The sequence below is a fragment of the Sutcliffiella sp. NC1 genome (assembly GCF_027594365.1).
In the GTDB taxonomy this organism is placed as follows: Bacteria; Bacillota; Bacilli; order Bacillales; family Bacillaceae_I; genus Sutcliffiella; species Sutcliffiella cohnii.
The window spans coordinates 3,099,352-3,118,588 of sequence record NZ_CP115153.1 but is presented as its reverse complement, the minus strand read 5'-3'; the positions used below and the strand labels follow the sequence as shown (position 1 = coordinate 3,118,588).

General features: G+C 35.0%; 21 protein-coding genes. 17 read left to right on the top strand and 4 right to left on the bottom strand.

The annotated features are described in order from the left end of the window. Positions 1-9 precede the first annotated feature (9 nt). From O1A01_RS16240 to O1A01_RS16230, 3 genes are all read left to right on the top strand, one after another. Complete coding sequence (locus O1A01_RS16240) at positions 10-609, top strand: lipoprotein heptaprenylglyceryl N-acetyltransferase LhaT (RefSeq protein WP_066416833.1); 600 nt, start codon at positions 10-12, stop codon at positions 607-609. Positions 610-668: 59 nt separating this feature from the next. Next, on the top strand, positions 669-1,460 hold the full coding sequence (ypjB, locus tag O1A01_RS16235; RefSeq protein ID WP_066416830.1) for a sporulation protein YpjB: 792 nt from the start codon (positions 669-671) through the stop codon (positions 1,458-1,460). Positions 1,461-1,535: 75 nt separating this feature from the next. After that, positions 1,536-2,210, top strand: a complete 675-nt coding sequence (locus tag O1A01_RS16230; RefSeq protein ID WP_066416828.1) for a zinc metallopeptidase — start codon at positions 1,536-1,538, stop codon at positions 2,208-2,210. A 196-nt stretch (positions 2,211-2,406) separates the two neighbouring features. On the opposite strand, the gene O1A01_RS16225 is transcribed toward O1A01_RS16230, so the two are convergent. Continuing rightward, a complete protein-coding gene (locus O1A01_RS16225; RefSeq protein ID WP_066416825.1) occupies positions 2,407-3,282 on the bottom strand; it encodes a YitT family protein in 876 nt (291 codons plus the stop codon). A gap of 128 nt (positions 3,283-3,410) precedes the next feature. Here O1A01_RS16225 and O1A01_RS16220 point away from each other — a divergent pair, with 128 nt between their 5' ends. From O1A01_RS16220 to O1A01_RS16170, 11 genes are all read left to right on the top strand, one after another. Next, positions 3,411-3,752, top strand: a complete 342-nt coding sequence (locus O1A01_RS16220; protein ID WP_066416823.1) for a nucleotide pyrophosphohydrolase — start codon at positions 3,411-3,413, stop codon at positions 3,750-3,752. A 1-nt stretch (position 3,753) separates the two neighbouring features. After that, a complete protein-coding gene (gene dapB, locus O1A01_RS16215; protein ID WP_066416821.1) occupies positions 3,754-4,560 on the top strand; it encodes a 4-hydroxy-tetrahydrodipicolinate reductase in 807 nt (268 codons plus the stop codon). Between the two features lie 13 nt (positions 4,561-4,573). Beyond that, entirely contained in the window at positions 4,574-4,990 is a 417-nt protein-coding gene (gene mgsA / locus O1A01_RS16210) for a methylglyoxal synthase (protein WP_066416819.1), read from the top strand. Beyond that, entirely contained in the window at positions 4,990-5,703 is a 714-nt protein-coding gene (gene bshB1, locus O1A01_RS16205; protein WP_412766311.1) for a bacillithiol biosynthesis deacetylase BshB1, read from the top strand. Before mgsA ends, bshB1 begins: the two co-directional genes overlap by 1 nt. After that, positions 5,700-6,833, top strand: coding sequence for an N-acetyl-alpha-D-glucosaminyl L-malate synthase BshA (gene bshA, locus O1A01_RS16200; protein WP_066416815.1), 1,134 nt, complete (start codon positions 5,700-5,702; stop codon positions 6,831-6,833). Before bshB1 ends, bshA begins: the two co-directional genes overlap by 4 nt. 28 nt (positions 6,834-6,861) lie before the next feature. Continuing rightward, positions 6,862-8,070 (top strand): CCA tRNA nucleotidyltransferase, encoded by a 1,209-nt coding sequence (locus tag O1A01_RS16195; protein ID WP_270064491.1) that lies wholly within the window; start codon positions 6,862-6,864, stop codon positions 8,068-8,070. Beyond that, positions 8,040-9,026: a biotin--[acetyl-CoA-carboxylase] ligase gene (locus O1A01_RS16190; protein ID WP_066416812.1), complete on the top strand. Its 987-nt coding sequence runs from the start codon at positions 8,040-8,042 to the stop codon at positions 9,024-9,026. The genes O1A01_RS16195 and O1A01_RS16190 overlap by 31 nt, the downstream gene beginning before the upstream one ends. Before the next feature lie 235 nt (positions 9,027-9,261). Beyond that, entirely contained in the window at positions 9,262-10,101 is an 840-nt protein-coding gene (gene panB, locus O1A01_RS16185) for a 3-methyl-2-oxobutanoate hydroxymethyltransferase (RefSeq protein WP_066416805.1), read from the top strand. Beyond that, positions 10,098-10,940 carry a pantoate--beta-alanine ligase gene (panC, locus tag O1A01_RS16180; protein WP_066416799.1) on the top strand — a complete coding sequence of 281 codons (843 nt, stop codon included), beginning with the start codon at positions 10,098-10,100 and terminating at the stop codon, positions 10,938-10,940. The genes panB and panC overlap by 4 nt, the downstream gene beginning before the upstream one ends. A 27-nt stretch (positions 10,941-10,967) precedes the next feature. Further along, on the top strand, positions 10,968-11,351 hold the full coding sequence (gene panD / locus O1A01_RS16175) for an aspartate 1-decarboxylase (RefSeq protein ID WP_066416797.1): 384 nt from the start codon (positions 10,968-10,970) through the stop codon (positions 11,349-11,351). A 313-nt stretch (positions 11,352-11,664) separates the two neighbouring features. Then, positions 11,665-12,330: a potassium channel family protein gene (locus O1A01_RS16170; protein ID WP_066420027.1), complete on the top strand. Its 666-nt coding sequence runs from the start codon at positions 11,665-11,667 to the stop codon at positions 12,328-12,330. A 254-nt stretch (positions 12,331-12,584) separates the two neighbouring features. Here O1A01_RS16170 and rnjA read toward each other — a convergent pair whose 3' ends face one another. The 3 genes from rnjA to def form a co-directional block, all read right to left on the bottom strand. Then, positions 12,585-14,252 carry a ribonuclease J1 gene (gene rnjA / locus O1A01_RS16165; RefSeq protein ID WP_066420029.1) on the bottom strand — a complete coding sequence of 556 codons (1,668 nt, stop codon included), beginning with the start codon at positions 14,250-14,252 and terminating at the stop codon, positions 12,585-12,587. Then, the gene (locus tag O1A01_RS16160; protein WP_066420031.1) at positions 14,252-14,464 is read right to left on the bottom strand and encodes a DNA-dependent RNA polymerase subunit epsilon; all 213 of its coding nucleotides are present in this window, start codon (positions 14,462-14,464) and stop codon (positions 14,252-14,254) included. The genes rnjA and O1A01_RS16160 overlap by 1 nt, the downstream gene beginning before the upstream one ends. Positions 14,465-15,223: 759 nt before the next feature. Further along, the gene (gene def, locus O1A01_RS16155; protein WP_066420033.1) at positions 15,224-15,778 is read right to left on the bottom strand and encodes a peptide deformylase; all 555 of its coding nucleotides are present in this window, start codon (positions 15,776-15,778) and stop codon (positions 15,224-15,226) included. Between the two features lie 219 nt (positions 15,779-15,997). On the opposite strand from def, the gene O1A01_RS16150 reads away from it, so the two are divergent. The 3 genes from O1A01_RS16150 to O1A01_RS16140 all read left to right on the top strand — a co-directional run bounded on the left by O1A01_RS16150 (position 15,998) and on the right by O1A01_RS16140 (position 19,219). Beyond that, positions 15,998-16,663: a YkyA family protein gene (locus O1A01_RS16150; protein WP_066420035.1), complete on the top strand. Its 666-nt coding sequence runs from the start codon at positions 15,998-16,000 to the stop codon at positions 16,661-16,663. Between the two features lie 459 nt (positions 16,664-17,122). After that, complete coding sequence (gene pdhA / locus O1A01_RS16145; protein ID WP_066420036.1) at positions 17,123-18,238, top strand: pyruvate dehydrogenase (acetyl-transferring) E1 component subunit alpha; 1,116 nt, start codon at positions 17,123-17,125, stop codon at positions 18,236-18,238. A gap of 3 nt (positions 18,239-18,241) precedes the next feature. Beyond that, entirely contained in the window at positions 18,242-19,219 is a 978-nt protein-coding gene (locus O1A01_RS16140; RefSeq protein WP_066420039.1) for an alpha-ketoacid dehydrogenase subunit beta, read from the top strand. Positions 19,220-19,237: the final 18 nt, after the last annotated feature.

The window sequence follows — 19,237 nt, the reverse complement described above, 5'->3', positions numbered from 1 at the left end:
AACAACTCATTGAAATCTACTTGGATACTGCAATTATTAGCACATAGATCAATCCTATGGTTATTACTAATTGTCAATATTTTCGGCACAATATATGGATACATATGGTATGGAGTTCAATTATCGAGCACACCGCTTCACTTTATTCCGTTTGTCCCTGATAGTCCAACAGCTAGCTTATTTTTTGTAATTGTTTTAATCGGTTTTTTGATAGGTAAAAACTTTAAATTATTTGAGGCGTTAGCACTTATTACGTTAGTAAAGTACGGAGTATGGGCTGTTGTCATGAACCTATTAACGCTCATGGAAAATGGTTATTTATCATGGGACGGTTATTTGCTAATTGCCTCACATGGTGCCATGGCGGTACAAGGCATTCTGTACAGTTCTTACTATCGTTTTCGCATGTCACATTTAGTTATTGCAGCAATATGGACAATACATAACGATATTATAGATTATGTTTTTGAGATGATGCCTTGGTACGGTAGTTTATCTCAATATATGCAGCCAATCGGTTATTTTACGTTTTGGTTAAGTATTTTTTGTATCGGATTAGCATATTATCTTGTCATACGAAAAGATAGCTATAAACTACAACTGAATTAATGTTCTATCCTTGTCCCATTTTACATATGATTTAATAGATTGCATGGGAGGGACAAGGTATGATGGTTCGCTTACTTATTGGAATAATAGCTATCTTTTTATGTTTCCCTATTACACAAGTGACAGCTGCAGATTCCAAACCTTATGAAAAACTAAATGATTTACTAGAAACATCTATTCAGTTATCTCGACAAGAACGTTATGTTGAAGCACACAATTTATTAGAAATATTTATGGATGATTTTTCGAAAATGATGACCACACAAAAAAATGTAAAAATGGATGATGTCCGTGTCATTATGTCGGTACATTCACAAACGAAGGATATTTTAATGAACGGAACAGTACCTCATGAAGAAAAAGTCAGGAATGTAATGATGTTACGTCTGGCCGTCGATGCGATGAGTTCGGAACATCAGCCGCTATGGACAGAAATGGAAGAACCGATTATTACTACCTTCCAGCAGTTAAAGCATTCAGTTGAGTCGAAAGATGAGAACATATTCGGTCAGCATTACTATCGGTTAATTAAAACTTATAATCTAATCCTTCCTAGCCTTAGAATGGATGTAAAACCTGAGTATATTGCAAAGGTTGATGCTCACTTACAATATTTAGACCAAAACAAGCGTACAATAATTCAAGATCCATCTAAAATGGATCAACTTAATGCAATGGAAACAGATTTTAGAGCATTATTTGAACAGTTAAAGGAAGATGAAACAGATCCGAGTTTATTATGGGTAATGATCAGTACAGGGAGCATTATTTTACTTACATTGTCCTATGTTGCTTGGCGGAGGTATGAGGCAGAAAATCGTAAGCGAAAGCGTAAAAAGCAAAAAGATTGACAACAATAATGAATAATAAATAAAATAAAATTATCATTATGTTGTTAATTTATTTTCTAGGAGGAACAATACGGAATGGCGATGTTCATAATATATTTTGCTGCTTTGCTTATTTTACCATTATGGGCACAATCAAAAGTAAAAAGTGCATATAAAAAATATTCTAAAATTGCAAACACATCAGGTATGACAGGTGCACAAGTTGCAAGAAAAATATTAAATGATAACGGCATGTATGATGTACGAGTAGAAGAAACAAGAGGAATTTTAACAGATCACTATGATCCGCGTTCTAAAGTTGTTCGTCTCTCATCAGAAAACTATCATGGACATTCAGTTGCTGGTGCAGCCATTGCAGCCCATGAGGTGGGGCATGCAATCCAAGATAATCAAGACTATGCTTTTTTAAGATTTCGGCACGCGTTAGTTCCAGTTGCGAATCTTGGATCTAATTTTTCTTACTTTTTAATTTTGGCTGGTATTTTTATGTATTCAAATAACTTACTTCTTCTTGGTATTTTATTCATGGCTGCTGCCGTTTTATTTCAAGTAGTAACGTTACCAGTAGAGTTTAATGCATCGAATAGAGCAATGGATCAACTAGTTGCTACTGGGATTATTACAAATAGTGAAGAGCGTGAAACGAAAAAGGTATTAAATGCTGCTGCATTAACATATGTAGCTGCAGCTGCTGTAGCAGTACTGGAGTTACTCCGCTTCGTATTAATTTATTTAAACAATAGAGAATAACATTTAACGCAAGGACATAGTCCTTGCGTTAAATGTTAGCGAAGATACGTTCAATTTGGAAGTTATTCTATAATGGTCATGAAATAACCGAATGGTAAGTGGACATATTAATTAAAGCGGTAGTAGGAAGAATAAAACGTTTTAAATGGAAAACGCAACGATTTTTTCGCTGCGTTTTTCTCTATTACGTTATTTATTATCGTTCTAACGGGTTTTTGTTCTCATCTAAAGTAAAACCTTCCCCTAGTACATCATGAACATCACTTACGGCTACAAAGGCGTGTGGGTCAGTTGATGTAATAATATTTTTAAGTTTTACTATTTCATTTTTGCCTACTACACAATATAAAATATCTCGGTCTTGTTTAGTATAAGAGCCTTGACCACGCAAAATGGTTACGCCACGATCCATTTCTTTTAATATATTGGATGCTATTAATTCATTTTTATCGGATATGATTGTAGCCCCTTTTGCTGCATATGCTCCTTCTTGCATAAAATCAATCACTCGGGCCGCTACAAAAACTGCAACTAGAGTGTACATCCCTTCACGGTAGGAGAGATACGCAATAATGGAAACGGCAATAACGATGGCGTCGAAAAGAAACATCGTCTTTCCCATACTCCAGCCAATATATTTGTGGGCAAGTCTTGCAATAATGTCAACACCACCAGTAGTTCCACCAAAACGGAATATTATTCCGAGTCCAACACCAATTGTAACCCCAGCCAAAAGAGCAGCTAACGTTAAATCATCCAATAAAGGTGGAAACATAATGTTAGGCGTTCGTTGGAAAATCCATAAAAATACAGACAAACTAACAGTTCCTAAAATGGTATAAATAAAAGTGTTTTTACCTAAAAGTTTCCAACCGATAAAAAAGATAGGGATGTTTAAAATTAGGTTAGTATAGGATGGGTCTAAGTTAAAAACAAAATATAAAAGTAATGTTATCCCAGTAAAACCGCCTTCTGCTAAATTATTTTGCATATTAAAATTTACTAATCCATAGGCAAAAATTGCAGAACCTAAAAGAATATAAAGTATATTGACAAGTCGTAACCCTTTCATCTTTTATTCCTCCACCGAATCATATTTCAACCGTTTCATTATAAAGTATCTTTAACATAGAAGTAAACCGAATATTATATTTGTCAAATGAGCTACTTTTAGCTAACATGAAAGAGAGGTGAATGATAGTGGAAGAGCGTAAAACGTTGGAACAAATTCAACAAGAAGTGGATAACTACATTTCTCAATTTAAAGAAGGATATTTTAGTCCTTTAGCGATGTTAGCGCGTTTAACAGAAGAGTTAGGAGAGCTAGCTAGAGAAGTGAACCATTATTATGGAGAAAAACCTAAAAAAAATACAGAAACAGAAAAAACAATTGAAGAAGAACTAGGCGATTTATTATTTGTGCTTATATGTTTTGCAAATTCTCAAGGAATAGACCTACAAGAGGCACATGACCGAGTAATGCATAAATTTAACACTCGTGATAAAGATCGATGGACAAAGATTGATGAAGGGATAGAATGATGTGGAAAAAATAAAAATAATTTTAGCCGGCCCTCGTGGTAGAATGGGAAAAGAGGCAGCATTTTTAATACATAATACGGAACACTTTGAACTTGTCGGGTGTATCGACCGAATAAATGATGGTAAAGCATTAGCGGAAGTAGAAGGATTTCCTAACTCTTTAAAGGGTAAAATTTATACTGACGCAGAATACTGCTTTCAAAATGTTGAAGCGGATGTTTTAATCGATTTAACAACTCCTGAAATTGGAAAAAAACATACAGAACTTGCCCTTCAATACGGAGTTCGTCCTGTTGTTGGCACAACAGGGTTTACAGAAGAGGAGTTAGAACATATAGGGAAACTAGCAAAAGAGAAACAGTTAGGTGTAATTATTGCTCCAAACTTTGCAGTAGGGGCAATCTTAATGATGAAATTTGCTCAAATGGCTGCTAAACATTTTGCAGATGTAGAAATTATCGAATTACATCATGATCGAAAATTAGATGCTCCTTCTGGGACAGGAATTAAAACAGCAGAAATGATTTCCCAAACTCGTACATCAAAACAACAAGGTCATCCAGAAGAAGAAGAACAAATGCAGGGAGCAAGAGGGGCAACGACGAAAGATGGTATACATATTCATAGCGTGCGTTTGCCAGGACTAGTAGCCCACCAAGAGGTTATATTTGGAGGAGAAGGGCAATCTTTAACGATACGTCATGATTCTTATAACAGAGCATCGTTTATGTCTGGAGTTAAATTAAGTGTAGAAACAGTAATGAAATTAGATATGCTTGTATATGGATTAGAAAATATTATCGAATAATGGGGGACTAACGATGAAAATTGCATTAATTGCACACGATAAAAAGAAAACAGATATGATTCATTTTGCTACAGCATACAGCACTGTTTTAAAAGAACATGAACTTTTTGCAACTGGTACTACGGGGATGAAAATATCGGAAGCAACAGGACTAAATGTATATAGATTTCAATCAGGCCCACTAGGAGGAGACCAAGAAATTGGGGCAATGATTGCGCAGAATAATATGGATTTAGTTATATTTTTTAGAGATCCATTAACAGCTCAACCACACGAACCAGACGTAACAGCTCTTTTAAGGTTATGTGATGTATATGCGATTCCGTTAGCAACAAATATGGGCACCGCTGAAATTTTAATTAAAGGATTAGAACGTGGAGATTTTGTGTGGCGTAACGTTATTCATGATCGACAGAAGGAAGAGAATTAATAATGAATCTTGATTTTTTAATTTTTGGTGCACACCCTGACGACGTTGAGATCGGAATGGGTGGCACAATTGCAAAATATGTGTCAGAAGGTTTTAAAATAGGTATTTGCAATATAACGAATGCGGAATTGTCTTCTAACGGAACTGTGTCGCTTAGACAAGAAGAAGCTACTAAGGCAGAAAAGGTTCTTGGTATTGCAGTGAGGGAACAGTTGGATATTCCAGACCGTGGTATTTATATACAAGAAGACAATGTGAAGGAAGTAGTTGCAATAATCCGAAAGTGGAAACCGAAAGTAATCTTTTTTCCGTACCATATAGATAGACATCCTGACCATGGTAATTGTGCTGCGCTTGTACGGGAGGCAATCTTTTCTGCCAAAATAAAAAAATTTAATGATAAAAATAGTCTCCCGGCACATCAAGTAGAAAAACAATACTCCTATATGATTAATGGTTTTCACAAACCTAATTTTTTCGTAGATATAACAGATTTCATACATAAAAAACAAGAAGCACTAAGTTGTTATCGAAGTCAATTCGAAAAAGAGGAAGGCGGAGAAGATACACCTTTAACTTCGAACTATATTAGTTCAGTAATTAGCAGAGAAAAAGTGTTTGGTAAAGAAATTGGAGTTGGTTATGCAGAAGGATTTTTTGCAGAGAGCCCACTTGTATTGCATCACGATTTAGTGGGAGGAGCTCGAAAATGACTCGTAAATTGAAAATAGGTATAACATGCTATCCGACTGTTGGAGGTTCGGGCGTTATTGCAACAGAACTTGGCAAATTACTCGCGGAAAGAGGACATGAAATTCATTTTATTTCCTCAAGTATGCCGTTTCGATTAAACAAAGTTTATAGCAATATTTATTATCATGAAGTTCAAGTAAATCAATATTCTGTTTTTCAATATCCACCTTATGATATCGCCTTAGCTAGCAAGATGGAGGAAATCGCTAGGAGAGAAAAATTAGATATACTTCATGTTCATTATGCTATTCCACATGCTATTTCGGCATATTTAGCGAAAAAGATGACAGGGGACAAGCTTAAAATAGTGACAACATTACACGGAACAGATATTACTGTTTTAGGTTACGACCCTTCGCTTACTAATATGATACGATTCGGCATTGAAGGTTCAGATATTGTGACAGCTGTATCCAAATCATTAGTAGAACAAACGTATGAATTGGTTAAACCTAATAAAGAAATTCAAACGGTTTATAATTTCGTAGACGAACGAGTATATTACAAACGAAATTTAGATGAATTAAAACAGCAGTATGGTATATTACCCGAAGAGAAAGTCGTTATACATGTATCTAATTTCCGAAAAGTAAAAAGAGTAACAGATGTTATTAAAAGTTTTGAATTAATACATAAGGAAATACCTTCAAAATTATTATTAGTAGGCGACGGACCAGAAATATCTGTCGTTTGTGATTTAGTAAGAGAAAAGAATCTAGAAGGTCAAGTGTTATTGTTAGGAAAACAGGAAAATGTAGCGGAACTATACTCTATTAGTGACCTCATGCTTCTGCTATCAGAGAAAGAAAGTTTTGGGCTTGTGTTGCTAGAAGCTATGGCATGTGGTGTACCAACTGTCGGAACAAAAATCGGTGGAATACCTGAAGTTATTGATAATGGCGTAACGGGCTACATTTGTGAACTAGGTGATATTAATGACATTGCTAATAAAGCAATTACTATACTAACGGATCCTGATACATATCAACAATATTCACTTCAAGCTTTGAAAAGAGTTAAGGAAAACTTCAGTTCACAAATTATTCTTGAACAATACGAACAGCTTTACTATGCATTAATGAGCGAATGATTATACTCGTAGTTACAGGGAGATTGTTATGAACGCAGCATTTATGAGAGCAATACCAGTGCTAAAAGTGTTAAAACAGGAAGGCCATGAGGCGTATTTCGTTGGTGGATCGGTACGTGATTCCCTACTAAAAAGGGAAATTGGAGATGTAGATATAGCTACTTCTGCAACTCCAGAGCAAATTATTAATATGTTCCCTAAAACAGTGGACATTGGAAAAGAGCACGGAACAATAATTGTTGTAACGGAAGAGGAATCTTACGAAGTGACGACGTTTCGCTCTGAAAGTACATATTCTGATAATAGAAGACCTGATAGTGTAACATTTATAAAAAGTTTGAAGGAAGATTTAAGAAGGCGCGATTTTACTATTAATGCAATGGCAATGACAGAAACAGGAAGTATTATTGACTACTTTCAAGGAAAGGAACACCTTAAGCAGAAAAAGATTCATACTGTTGGCAATGCCGATGAGCGCTTCTCAGAAGATGCACTAAGGATGTTAAGAGCTGCTCGTTTTAGTAGTCAACTAAAATTTACCATTTCACTTAAAACTGTCGAAGCGATGAAAGCAAACGCTAAGCGATTAGCGGCTATTTCTGTCGAACGAAAGACTGTTGAGTTTGAAAAGTTATTAAAAGGCGTAAACATTGTGTACGCATTAAATATTTTATATGAGACTAATCTGCTTTCCTATTTGCCACGGGTGAGTGGAAAAGTAATGCAACTAACACAAATCGGTGAAAAGTTAGAACAAACTAGTTTAAATGAACGCTCAGAACTTTGGACAGCAGTTGTTAAAAGTTGTGGAATTGAAAACATAGAGCTGTTTTTACAGGAATGGAAATTGCCTAAAAAGGTAATTCATTCGGTAATGAAAAATGTACGTATTTGGAATATATTAAACAATTCCTCTTGGGATACATTTAAAGTGTATGAAGCAGGCATTACGACTGCCCTAGAAGTTGAGAAAATTCGATCTGTTATAGAGGGTACGCAGCCTCAATATGAGATAGTAAAAAGCCTATATGAACAATTACCAATTCGTTCAAAACAAGATTTAGCAATAAATGGAACTGACTTAATACATATGTATGGGAAGAAGCCAGGTAAATGGGTCTCAGACATATTAAATAAACTTGAAGAAAAAGTGTTAGAAGGAACGATTATAAACACCCCTTCTACAATAAAGGAGTGGGTTCTTCAATGCAAAATGAAACAAGAAAAAAATTATTAATGATTTTTACAGAAGCAAACGGTGATTGGGTATCTGGTCAAAATATAAGTGAAAAACTAGGTTGTTCCAGAACCGCCGTTTGGAAGCATATTGAAGATTTAAGGCAAGAAGGATATGAACTAGAAGCGGTTCGAAGGAAAGGATACCGAATAACCAAAGTCCCTGATAAAATTAGTGGGAATGAGATTGGACTTGGTCTCCAAACGGAAAGATTAGGGCGCTTCATTCATTTTGAAGAGTCTGTTGACTCTACCCAAAAGATTGCACATAAATTAGCATACGATGGAATGAAGGAAGGAACGATCGTAGTCGCGGAAGAACAAATCTCAGGAAGAGGTCGTTTAGATCGAAAATGGCATTCACCTAAATATACTGGTATTTGGATGAGTGTACTCCTACGACCGAATTTACCACCTCCTAAAGCACCACAGCTCACTTTAATAGCAGCTGTAGCAATTGTTCAAGCAATTGAAGAAGTTACAAGGTTACAACCTAATATTAAATGGCCGAATGATATATTACTGAATGGAAAAAAAATTGTTGGCATTTTAACGGAAATGCAAGCAGAAGCAGACAAAATTAATTCAGTCATTATAGGAATTGGCATAAATGTAAACCAACAGTTAGAGCATTTCCCAGAAGAACTACAGACAATCGCCTCTTCCTTATTAATTGAAAGTGGTAAAACTTATACTAGAGCAAAATTAATTCAAGTTATTTTAGCTAAGCTTGAGAAATTATATGATCAATATTTACAACACGGCTTTTTGCCAATAAAGCTATTGTGGGAATCGTATGCGCTGAGCATTGGTAAACAAATTGTTGCTAGAACGATTACCGGTTCCATAAAAGGAGTAGCTAAAGGCATTACGGACGATGGTGTGCTAATGCTGGAGGATAAAGATGGTAAGACACATTATATCCATTCAGCAGATATTGAAATGGAGAAAAAATAATAGATTCTTTTATCTTAATTCTTTATAATGTACTTGAATGGGCGGTATCTCAAAAGAACTGCACCGATTTTAGTAAAAAAACTTATGAATGAAAGTCTGCCTTGATCTTTTAGGACGGGGACAGAGGGATATAGTCACTTCACTCCTTCTTTCTCAATTTTCGAAAGAAGGTTTTTTATTTTTTCTAACCTCTTCCTACTAAAAAGGCGACATAATACAGGAGGAGATTAACGATATGAAAACTTCTACCGATTTTTTAAAAATGAAAAAGAATAGCGAAAAAATTGTAATGCTTACTGCTTATGATTACCCTTCGGCTAAAATTGCGGAACAAGCTGGAGTAGATGTCATATTAGTTGGAGACTCGTTAGGAATGGTTGTGTTAGGGTATGACACGACTGTGCCTGTAACGATTGAAGATATGATTCATCATACAAAGGCAGTAAAAAGAGGCGCACCATCCACTTATATCGTAACCGATATGCCATTTATGACATATCACCTTTCTATGGAAGATACGTTAAGAAATGCTAGGGAAATCATTCAACAATCTGGTGCACATGCATTGAAGCTTGAAGGTGCAGGTAATGTTATAGAAAAAATGGATGCACTTAACAAAGCTGGGATTCCTGTTGTTGCACATTTAGGATTAACACCACAAACTGTTGGCGTTTTAGGTGGCTATAAAGTGCAAGGTAAAGATATAAAGAGTGCGAAAAAGCTTATAGAAGATGCGAAAAAATGTGAAGAAGCTGGGGCGATAGCTCTTGTTTTAGAATGTATACCAATGCAGCTTGCAAAAGAAGTTTCAGAGTCTATATCAATTCCTACAATCGGTATTGGTGCAGGGATAGATACAGATGGGCAAGTGCTAGTGTTTCATGATGTTGTTACGTACGGTGTTGATCGTGTCCCAAAGTTTGTTAAGCAATATGCAAATATGCAAGAGCAAGCGTTAAAAGGAATAGAATCATACGTTTCAGAAACGAAAAATAATATTTTCCCTACGAGAGAGCATTCATTTACGATGAAAGAAGAAACAGTTCAAGCTTTATATGGAGGGAAAAAGCAATGAAGCGTATTTCAACAGTTTCCGAGATGCAAGAGATTAGTATAAATAATAAAAAGTCAGGTAAACGAATCGGGTTTGTTCCAACTATGGGCTTTTTACACGAGGGACATCTGCAATTAGTAAAGAAAGCTAGAGAGCATAATGATATTGTCGTTTTAAGTATTTTTGTCAATCCACTACAATTTGGTCCTAATGAAGATTTTGAAGCCTATCCTCGTGATATTGAAAGGGATGAAATGCTTGCTAAAGAAGCAGGTGTCGACTATTTATTTTATCCTTCAGTGGAAGAAATGTATAAAGAAAAAAGAACATCGGTGATTCAAGTGGTGGAAAGATCGAATGTACTATGTGGTGTAAATAGAGTAGGGCATTTTGACGGTGTTGCAACGGTCGTAATTAAATTGTTTAATATTGTTTTACCGGATAAAGCCTATTTTGGTATGAAGGATGCTCAGCAAGTAGCAGTTTTAGAAGGAGTTATAGAAGATTATAATATTCCAGTTGCAATTGAAAGAGTACCAACTGTTCGAGAGGAAGATGGTTTAGCCAAAAGTTCTCGAAATGTTTATTTAACAAATGAAGAAAGAGCTGAAGCGCCAGTTTTATATCAAGCGTTACATCTTGGAAAACAATTACTACTTGAAGGTAAAACAACCAACTTTGTTAAAAATAGTATAAAAGAAATGATTGAAAAAGAGACAACAGGTCATATAGAATATATAGAGGTTTTAACTTATCCTGATTTAAAAAGTAAAAGTAGAAATGATAAGGAACTTATTATAGCGTTAGCAGTTAAATTTTCAAAAGCTAGACTGATTGATAATATAGTCTTTACATTTTAATATTTTATGCAGCAGGAGGCCAAAAACATGTTTCGGACATTAATGAATGCGAAAATACATCGTGCAAGAGTAACGGAGTCTAACTTGAACTATGTTGGTAGCATTACGATAGATGAAGATATATTAGACGCTGTAGGGATGGTTGCAAACGAAAAAGTTCATATTGTAAACAACAATAATGGTGCTCGTTTTGAAACGTATATTATCCCTGGAAAGCGTGGGGGGAAGGAATTCTGCCTAAATGGAGCAGCAGCGCGCTTAGTGCAACCAGGTGATGTCATAATCGTCATTTCCTATTGCATGTTACCAGAAGAGAAAATTCATTCGCACAAACCAAAAGTCGCTGTTATGAATGAAGAAAATGAAATAGTAGAAATGTTAGGAACCGAACCAGCAGCAACAATTAAATAAAAAATTATAAGAAGATGAGATTATTCGCTCATCTTCTTTTTTGATCGTTAAGTAACAAAACGTGTAAATTTTGTGGATAACTACTAACTTTACTTACGTTACGTCTAGCTCCGGCTCAAACTTCACTTTTCCTCCGTACGATAAGTCAACATCAGCTTAACGAAGGTTCGCTGTGTTTCCTTTATCTCCCTCGGAAAAGCTCCAGTTTGTTTGGACCTGAACGAGCCGCCTCCGCTTTTCTAACTACTGGAACTAGATTTTGTATGTTACAATACTTTATATAAGTTGTATCTATTATTGGAGGAAGATTTCATTGAAACGAAAAGAGTTTGCGGTTATAGGTTTAGGGAGATTTGGAGGCAGTATTTGTAAAGCGTTAAGCGAAGAAGGAGTAGAAGTACTCGCGATTGATATAGATGAGGATAGAGTAAATGCTTACGCGAATATTGCTTCACATGCTGTTGTTGGAGATACAACGGATGAAGCGGTATTGAAAAGCTTAGGTATTCGTAACTTCGATCATGTAATAGTAGCGATAGGAGATAGTATTCAAGCGAGTATCCTTACAACACTTATTTTAAAAGAATTAGGCGTGCCTCATATTACGGTTAAAGCAACCAATGACTATCACGAAAGAGTGTTAAATAAAATAGGGGCTGACCAAATCGTCCATCCAGAACGAGATATGGGAAAACGCATAGCTCATAATATTATATCTAATAACGTATTGGATTACTTAGAGTTATCTGACGAGCATAGCATTGTAGAAATTGTTGCTAGTAGAAGATTAGACGGTCATTCCATAATTGACTTAGACATACGCGCAAAATATGGAATAAATATCGTTGCTATTAAGCGTGGGAAAGATATCATTGTTTCCCCGCAAGCAACAGAAATTATCCGTCATGGTGATATACTAATTGTCATCGGTGCAGATACAGATATAAATCGTTTCGAGAAAAAGCTAGTTGAAGAATAAAAATATTCAATTGCTGGACCTAAACAGAAATAAATTAAAAATGCAAATAGACAAATAGTTCAAAATGAAACAGGTACCACTATAGCGGTACCTGTTTCATTTTAATTATTGTGCTTAATAAATTTGTGAATTTATTATCCTTCGAAAAGACACTTGATGTTATTAGCAAAGGCCTCCCATTGTTAAATGAAACCTCCACTGGAAGAGCTTGTCTTATACTTGTCAGGAAGGACTCTTCATCTACGCTTTTATATTTATACTTCCATTATAATTGGAAGTATCATTGGGCGACGTTTTGTTTTTTCATATAAAAATGGTGATAACGTGTCCGTTATTTCATTTTTAATTTCAGACCATTGAGTAGTGCGACGTTCCATAATTTTATTAAGATGTTTATGAATTAAACTTTGAGCATCATTAATTAAATCACCAGACTCTCTCATATAAACGAATCCTCGTGATATGATGTCTGGACCAGCAGAAATTTTAAACTCTTTCATATTTATACTTACCACTACTACGACTAAGCCTTCTTCCGACAGGATACGTCTATCTCTTAACACGATGTTACCAATATCACCTATACCACTACCATCGATAAAGACATTTCCGGAAGGTATTTTGCCAGCAACTGCTGCTTCGTCCTCGCTTAATGCTAATACTTCACCATTATCCATTATGAAGCAATTATCAGGATCGACACCACAGTCAATTGCGTGCTTTGCATGCATTTTTTGCATACGGTATTCACCGTGTATTGGCATGAAAAACTTCGGTTTCATTAAACGCAGCATTAATTTCTGTTCCTCTTGACCACCATGACCTGATGTATGTATATCACTTAAAGCTCCATGAATAACATCAGCACCAGCACGGAATAACATATTAATTGTTCGATTAACGCTTAATGTGTTACCTGGAATCGGTGATGAAGAAAATACAACAGTATCTCCAGGTATAATTTGAATTTGACGATGTGTTCCATTGGCAATTCGAGAAAGGGCTGCCATTGGTTCACCTTGGCTACCTGTACAAAGAATAGTAACTTTATTTGCAGGTAATCGGTTTATTTGGTTTGATTCAATAAAAGTATCTTTAGGGGCTCTTATATAACCTAAATCTAAACCAATATTAATGGCTGCTTCCATACTTCTTCCGAATACAGCAATCTTTCTGCCATTCGCGACAGCGGCTTCTGTAACTTGTTGTAGACGATGGATGTTAGATGCAAACGTTGCAAAAATAACTCTTCCAGATACTTTACGGAAAATATCGTGAATACTATCTCCAACTTTACGTTCCGACATTGTAAAGTCTGGCACTTCACTATTTGTACTGTCTGATAAAAGACAAAGTACTCCGTCCTTACCGATTTCAGCCATTTTTGTTAAATTTGCAGGTTCCCCAACAGGTGTAAAGTCAAATTTAAAGTCACCAGTGTGCACGATATTTCCAGGTGGTGTTTTTACAACAATACCGTATGAATCAGGAATGCTATGTGTTGTACGGAAGAACGTTACAGATGTTTTTCTAAATTTAATAATATCGTCTTCTTGTACTTCAATTAATTTGGCAGTTCTTAGTAACCCATGTTCCTCTAATTTGTTCCGAATTAGACCTAGAGCAAGTTTACCACCGTATACCGGGACATTAATTGCTCTTAATAAGTAGGGAATACCACCAATATGGTCTTCGTGACCATGAGTGACGAATAATCCTTTAATTTTTTCTTCGTTTTTTACTAAATAAGTGTAATCAGGAATAACATAATCGATCCCAAGTAATTCATCTTCGGGGAATTTTATTCCAGCGTCAATCAAGATAATTTCATCTTGAAATTGAACTGCGTAGGTGTTTTTTCCAATCTCACCTAAACCACCTAACGCAAACACTGCTGCTTGATTGTTTTTGACAAACTTCATTATCCTATCTCCAATACTTTAAAGTGTTCTGATTGTTGTTCGTAAGCTAAGTATTCACCTTCAACAGGAATTACAATTTCAATGTTGTATGGCTTATCTTTCAATGCAATACGAACATCTTTTTCGGCTTCTCCTTCTACAAACACCGTTTTTGTTTTTTCTCTTACTGGTGCTTCAGTAAGTTGTTCTTGATAATAAACTTTAAAAATCATAAATAATCTCTCCTTGGTTTTATTTCTATATATATTAACTACTTTTAAACGCTTTATTTATACGAAACGAACCGATAAGTGCACAAGCGCAAACATATGCAGCATATCAAAGGGTATGTATAACAAATTGAGAGTACAACAAAAATAACTTCATTATTCTCTATTCTATTAAAAGTAATTTAACTAATAAATTATTGATGTGTTCGACCTTGAATATAATCTGCGGAGGAGGGTAGAAATGTTCCTCTTCCGTACAGAGATAGTAGTTATAAACGGACGGTAGTCTAGATTTTTATTTTACCATAATCCCAGTAACCGAACAAATTGGTACAATTACCATAGTTATCCTTTATTATATATAATTTCTATTCATTTTGCATGTTTTACATGAAAACATATAATATGTATTATTTTTTATATAAAAAAATTATAGGCTGTCCTAAGTATATATTAAATAGTATTTTCGCCGTTTTGGACAGCCTATGTAAATAAATTAAGCGATTGTTCTTCGTTTTAATAAATCGTTCCATCGACGAAGTAACTCTTTTTTTAATTTTTTAAGCATAAAAGTACCTCCTACCTATAGTGTGTTTTTAAGGTATTTGGTTTTATTATGTGTTATTTTCAGAAATACTCTCTTTAAAAAATAAGGAAAAAGATTTCTTCGTTTTTTACGGTTTACGAATAAAAAAGACTATTTACCAATTAGTAAATAGTCTTTCATCTTACATGCATCATTACTTTAGTATTACTATCATTTTATCTTTCAATCGGTGTAGCGTCTTCAGGAGGAGTTGATGGATTTTGTTTATTAATATGGTCATAAAACATTATTCCGTTTAAATGGTCTATTTCATGTTGGAAAACTACCGCAACAAGACCTTTTAATCTTAATTTTAATTCTTCACCCGTAATGGACGTTGCTTTCACAGTTATTCTTGCATATCTCGGTACAAAGCCTTCTATATTTTCGTCCACTGATAAGCATCCTTCACCAGTCGTTAAATAGCTTTTTTCGACAGAATGACTAATTATTTTTGGGTTAACTAGGGAATAGCTATGAAGTGTTCCTTTTTCATCATGAACATGAATTGCTATCATTCTTTTTGAAATGTTTATTTGTGGTGCAGCTAATCCAATTCCTGGACGCAATTTGTATTTAGCTGAAACTTCAGGATCTTGGGAATTTTGAACATATTCCATCATCTTTTCTAAAGTTTCTTTATCTTCATTACTTAATGGTAATTTTACTTCACTCGCTACTTTTCTTAATGTTGGATGTCCATCTTTAATAATGTCATCTGTTGTTAACATTTATGTCACTCCATTCAATGTGTCTATAAAATCATTTTAACAATTATTTTTACTGACTGTACATAAATTTGTAATTTTTTTGGACGAGCACCATACGTTAATTATAAGTACAATTTTATTACACTTACTAATTATTATAACAAATGTGTGAAAAAGCTATTGTCAAACATTGTAGCAAAATTTATAGTTAAGATGTTACTAAGTTAGGGGGATATAATTGTGTGGCAATGGAAAAAAGTATTACTATCGATCGGATTGGCAACTACATTAATATTGACAGGTTGCACAGAGAAAGAAAAAGCAGAACAAAAAATCTTTGATACGTTGGAACATGTAGTAGAATTAGAAACTAACTTTGAAGAGCAACAAGAGCCACTACTTCAACTAGAACAAAAAGAAAAAGAACTTTATGACGAAATCATCTCCCTTGGGATGAAAGAATTCGAGCAGATTATCGTTCTTGCTAAAGAGGCTACATCAGTAGTGGAAGAACGTAGAGAACATATGGAGAGAGAAAAGGCGAGCATCGATGAGGCTAGAGAACATTTTGAAGAAGTTTCTACTCATATGGAAGAATTAGAAGATGAACAATTAAAGCAAGAAGCGCAAGAACTCTATCAATTAATGGAGAAAAGATATGGAGCCTACGATGAACTGTATACGTATTACATGGAGGCAATAGAACTTGACATAGAATTATATGAGTTATTCCAACTAGAAGATTTAACGATGGAGCAATTAAAAAATCAAATAGATAAGATTAACGACACGTATACAAAAATTAAAGAAGCAAATGAGAAGTTTAATGAAAATACAGAACAATATAATGAAGATAAATATAAGTTTTATCAAAATGCTGGCTTAAATGTGGAATATAACAATTAAAGTGTGAGGAAAAGGGTATTATCTAAAGATAATACTCTTTTTTGTATTATCTTTTAAATGTATGAAAAAGTGAAGGCTTTACATAGTTTAAAGTTATTATAAAATAGTATTTTATATAATCTGTTCCAATATTGTAGTACAGTTTATGTTTTTGTATTAATACAGAGTTTTCAATGGGTTTCTATTTTTAATTAAAAAACAAAGTAATTGACTGAATGGAGCGATTTATTGTACACTCATTATTGTACTATTATTAATGTAGTTAACTATTGATACAGGTTAATTATAGTGGTATTGTAAATAAGTACGTACACTATAAATTTTTAAAGCAAAAAGTTGCTGCAATGATTGACAATAAAAATTGTCTTTTTCAATTTGTTTTTGGGCAACCTATTTTTGTATGTTTCAAAACAAATGGTATCAATGAATTTTCTTAATAGAAAGGAAGAGGTGACGAACATGGCAGCAAAAACGAAAAATGCCAAATTCGATCCACAACAACAATTTAAAAAAGTGGAAGAGATTTTTCAAACGTTCCAAATTTTAAATGAAGAAGGAAAAGTGGTTAATGAAGCTGCAATGCCAGAACTAACTGATGAGCAGCTTAAAGAACTAATGCGTCGTATGGTTTATACTCGCGTATTAGACCAACGTTCTATTAGTTTAAATAGACAAGGGCGTTTAGGATTCTACGCTCCAACAGCTGGTCAAGAAGCTTCACAATTAGCTTCACAATTCGCGCTTGAAAGTGAAGACTTTATCCTTCCTGGATACCGCGATGTACCGCAAATGATTTGGCATGGCCTTCCGCTGTACCAAGCATTCTTATTCTCACGTGGACATTTCCACGGAAACCAAATGCCAGAAGGAGTTAATTTATTACCACCACAAATCATTATTGGTGCACAAATTATTCAAACTGCTGGTGTTGCATTAGGATTAAAGAAAAAAGGTAAACAAGCAGTTGCGATTACATACACAGGAGACGGTGGAGCTTCTCAAGGTGATTTCTACGAAGGAATTAACTTTGCAGGTGCGTATAAAGCACCAGCTATCTTTGTTGTTCAAAACAACCGTTTCGCAATTTCTACTCCTGTTGAAAAACAATCGGCTGCAACTACAATTGCACAAAAAGCTGTTGCTGCTGGTATTCCTGGAATCCAAGTAGATGGAATGGATCCGCTTGCTGTGTACGCTGCAGTTCGTGAAGCTCGTGAAAGAGCAATAAATGGCGAAGGTCCAACATTAATTGAAACGTTAACTTACCGTTATGGTCCTCATACAATGGCTGGTGATGATCCAACACGTTATCGTACTTCTGAATTAGATAACGAATGGGAAAAGAAAGATCCGATTGTACGCTTCCGTAAATTCTTAGAAGAAAAAGGAATTTGGAACGAATCAATCGAAAATGAAGTTATTGAACAAGCAAAAGAAGATATTAAAAATGCTATTAAAAAAGCAGATGATCAACCAAAACAAAAAGTTACGGACTTAATCTCCTTCATGCATGAAGAACTTCCGTATAACTTAAAAGAGCAAAACGAAATTTATAAAGCGAAGGAGTCGAAGTAAGCTATGGCGCAAATGACATTGATTCAAGCAATCACTGATGCGTTACGCACAGAACTAAAAAACGACGAGAATGTTTTACTATTCGGTGAAGACGTAGGACAAAACGGAGGAGTATTCCGTGCTACTGAAGGTCTACAAGCTGAATTTGGTGAAGATCGCGTTTTTGACACACCTCTTGCGGAATCAGGAATTGGTGGTTTAGCGGTCGGCCTTGGCGTTACTGGCTTCCGTCCAGTAATGGAAATTCAATTCTTTGGATTTGTATACGAAGTAATGGATTCTTTAAGTGGCCAAATGGCGCGTATGCGTTACCGTACAGGTGGCCGTTGGAATTCTCCAGTTACTATTCGTTCACCTTTTGGTGGAGGAGTTCATACTCCAGAACTACATGCGGATAGCTTAGAAGGATTAGTAGCACAACAACCTGGTTTAAAAGTAGTAATTCCTTCAACACCGTATGATGCGAAAGGTTTATTGATTTCTGCTATTCGTGATAATGACCCAGTTATTTTCTTAGAGCATATGAAATTATACCGTTCTTTCCGTCAAGAGGTTCCTGAAGAGGAATATACAATTGAAATTGGTAAAGCTGATGTTAAAAGAGAAGGTAAAGATTTATCAATGATAACTTACGGAGCAATGGTACATGAGTGCTTGAAAGCTGCGGATGAGCTAGAGAAAGAAGGTATCTCTGCTGAAGTAGTAGACCTTCGTACTATTAGCCCATTAGATATCGACACTATTATTGCTTCTGTTGAAAAAACAGGACGAGCAATCGTAGTCCAAGAAGCACAAAAACAAGCTGGTATTGCTGCAAATGTAGTAGCAGAAATTAACGATCGTGCTATTTTAAGCTTAGAAGCACCAGTATTACGTGTTGCTGCACCTGATACAGTATACCCATTCTCTCAAGCTGAGAGTGTTTGGTTACCTAACTTCAAAGACGTTATTGAAACTGCTAAAAAAGTAATGGAATTTTAATAATTAAAATTAATGAAA

What these genes read in the sequence shown, in the direction of transcription:
- ypjB (WP_066416830.1), top strand. Translation starts at nt 669, where the DNA reads ATGATGGTTCGCTTACTTATTGGAATAATAGCTATCTTTTTATGTTTC.
- O1A01_RS16230 (WP_066416828.1), top strand. Translation starts at nt 1,536, where the DNA reads ATGGCGATGTTCATAATATATTTTGCTGCTTTGCTTATTTTACCATTA.
- O1A01_RS16225 (WP_066416825.1), bottom strand. Translation starts at nt 3,282, where the DNA reads ATGAAAGGGTTACGACTTGTCAATATACTTTATATTCTTTTAGGTTCT.
- mgsA (WP_066416819.1), top strand. Translation starts at nt 4,574, where the DNA reads ATGAAAATTGCATTAATTGCACACGATAAAAAGAAAACAGATATGATT.
- bshA (WP_066416815.1), top strand. Translation starts at nt 5,700, where the DNA reads ATGACTCGTAAATTGAAAATAGGTATAACATGCTATCCGACTGTTGGA.
- O1A01_RS16195 (WP_270064491.1), top strand. Translation starts at nt 6,862, where the DNA reads ATGAACGCAGCATTTATGAGAGCAATACCAGTGCTAAAAGTGTTAAAA.
- O1A01_RS16190 (WP_066416812.1), top strand. Translation starts at nt 8,040, where the DNA reads ATGCAAAATGAAACAAGAAAAAAATTATTAATGATTTTTACAGAAGCA.
- panB (WP_066416805.1), top strand. Translation starts at nt 9,262, where the DNA reads ATGAAAACTTCTACCGATTTTTTAAAAATGAAAAAGAATAGCGAAAAA.
- panC (WP_066416799.1), top strand. Translation starts at nt 10,098, where the DNA reads ATGAAGCGTATTTCAACAGTTTCCGAGATGCAAGAGATTAGTATAAAT.
- panD (WP_066416797.1), top strand. Translation starts at nt 10,968, where the DNA reads ATGTTTCGGACATTAATGAATGCGAAAATACATCGTGCAAGAGTAACG.
- rnjA (WP_066420029.1), bottom strand. Translation starts at nt 14,252, where the DNA reads ATGAAGTTTGTCAAAAACAATCAAGCAGCAGTGTTTGCGTTAGGTGGT.
- O1A01_RS16160 (WP_066420031.1), bottom strand. Translation starts at nt 14,464, where the DNA reads ATGATTTTTAAAGTTTATTATCAAGAACAACTTACTGAAGCACCAGTA.
- def (WP_066420033.1), bottom strand. Translation starts at nt 15,778, where the DNA reads ATGTTAACAACAGATGACATTATTAAAGATGGACATCCAACATTAAGA.
- pdhA (WP_066420036.1), top strand. Translation starts at nt 17,123, where the DNA reads ATGGCAGCAAAAACGAAAAATGCCAAATTCGATCCACAACAACAATTT.
- O1A01_RS16140 (WP_066420039.1), top strand. Translation starts at nt 18,242, where the DNA reads ATGGCGCAAATGACATTGATTCAAGCAATCACTGATGCGTTACGCACA.